Source organism: Micromonospora humida (assembly GCF_016901255.1).
GTDB lineage: Bacteria > Actinomycetota > Actinomycetes > Mycobacteriales > Micromonosporaceae > Micromonospora > Micromonospora wenchangensis.
Window position 1 is genome coordinate 1 of the sequence record NZ_JAFEUC010000038.1, and the last position, 1,973, is coordinate 1,973.

Annotated in this window: 1 protein-coding gene and 1 pseudogene; both read right to left on the reverse strand. The window is 67.3% G+C overall.

Annotated features, from left to right (window positions below; all coding sequences use genetic code 11):
• Positions 1-1,025: 2-oxoacid:ferredoxin oxidoreductase subunit beta (locus tag JQX11_RS31910; RefSeq protein ID WP_204928632.1), on the reverse strand; the 1,025-nt coding region annotated here is incomplete at its 3' end.
• Positions 1,018-1,973, reverse strand: a pseudogene (locus JQX11_RS31915) (2-oxoacid:acceptor oxidoreductase subunit alpha); the annotation flags it as partial. The gene JQX11_RS31910 and the pseudogene JQX11_RS31915, both read right to left, overlap by 8 nt.

Sequence of the window (1,973 nt, forward strand, 5' to 3'; positions counted from 1 at the left end):
GTCCAGGTGTCGCCGGTGTGGAGGAGGGTGGTGAGTTGTTGTTCGGGGGTGTCGGTGGTGGTGTTTCGGGCGGTGGTGATTTGGTGTTGGACGAGGGTGTCGTAGGTGGGGCGTTGGGTTTGGCGGAGGACGCCGATGGGGGTGTTGCGGAGGTCGTGTTGGGGGAGGCGGGACAGGGCGAAGGCGTAGGCGGGGTCGGTGATGGTGGTGTCGTGGATGACGATGTCTTCGGGTGGGGTGGTGGCGGTGTCGCGGATGTCGAGGCCGAAGCCGTGGGGTGGGTGTACGACGCAGTGTTGTTGGTTGTGGCCGAAGGTGATGGGTTGGCCGTGTTCGAGGCGGATGAGGTAGTCGTCGCGGGTGTCGGGTTGTTTGAGTTGGTCGAAGGCGCCGTCGTTGAAGATGTTGCAGTTTTGGTAGATCTCGACGAAGGCGGTGCCGTGGTGTTCGGCGGCGGCGCGGAGGACGGTTTGGAGGTGTTTGCGGTCGGAGTCGATGGTGCGGGCGACGAAGGTGGCTTCGGCTCCGAGGGCGAGGGAGAGGGGGTTGAAGGGGGAGTCGGCGGATCCGGCGGGGGTGGATTTGGTGATTTTGCCGGTTTCGCTGGTGGGGGAGTACTGGCCTTTGGTGAGGCCGTAGATGCGGTTGTTGAACAGGAGGATCTTGAGGTTGACGTTGCGGCGTAGGGCGTGGATGAGGTGGTTGCCGCCGATGGACAGGGCGTCGCCGTCGCCGGTGACGACCCAGACGGACAGGTCGGGGCGGGTGACGGACAGTCCGGTGGCGATGGCGGGGGCGCGGCCGTGGATGGAGTGCATCCCGTAGGTGTTCATGTAGTAGGGGAAGCGGGATGAGCAGCCGATGCCGGAGATGAAGACGGTGTTGGCGCGGGGGATGTTCAACTCGGGCATGAATTGTTGGACGGCGGCGAGGATGGCGTAGTCGCCGCAGCCGGGGCACCAGCGGACTTCCTGGTCGGATTTGAAGTCTTTGCCGGTGAGTTTCACGGCGACGGGTTCAGGCATTTTTGCAGACCTCTTCCAGCATCGTCTCCAGTTCGGCGGCGGTGAAGGGTAGGCCGCGGACCTGGTTGTAGGTGATCGCGTCGATCAGGTATCGGGCGCGGATGACCTGGGCGAGTTGGCCGAGGTTCATCTCGGGGATGACGACCCGGTCGTAGGCGGCGAGGATGTCGCCGAGGTTGCCGGGGAGGGGGTTGAGGTGGCGTAGGTGGGCCTGGGCGATGGGTTGGCCGCGGTGGCGCAGGGTGCGGCAGGCGGCGCCGATCGGGCCGTAGGTGGAGCCCCAGCCGAGGACGAGGGTCCGGGCGGTGCCGTCGGGGTCGTCGACGTCGAGGTCGGGCACGTCGATGGCCTGGATGCGGGCGGCGCGGGTGCGGACCATGTAGTCGTGGTTGGCCGGGTCGTAGGAGATGTCGCCGGTCTTGTCGGCTTTCTCCAGGCCACCGATGCGGTGTTCCAGACCGGGGGTGCCCGGCACGGCCCAGGGGCGGGCCAGGGTGGCCGGGTCACGTAGGTAGGGCAGGAACGTGACGCCGTCGTCGCCGTTGGGGGCGGTGGTGAACTCGACGCGCAGGTCGGGCAGGGCGTCGACGTCGGGTAGCAGCCAGGGTTCGGAGCCGTTGGCGACGTAGTTGTCCGACAGCAGGATCACCGGGGTGCGGTAGGTCAGGGCGATACGGGCGGCCTCCAGCGCGGCGTGGAAACAGTCCGAGGGTGACTTCGCGGCGATCACCGCGACGGGGGCCTCACCGTGACGGCCGTGCAACGCCATGTTCAGGTCGGCCTGTTCGGTTTTCGTGGGCAGACCCGTCGACGGGCCGGCGCGTTGCACGTCCACCACCACCAGCGGCAACTCCAGGGCCACGGCCAGGGAGATCGTCTCGGACTTCAGGGCGACACCCGGGCCGCTGGTCGTGGTCACCCCCAGGGCACCGCCGTAGGAGGCGCCGA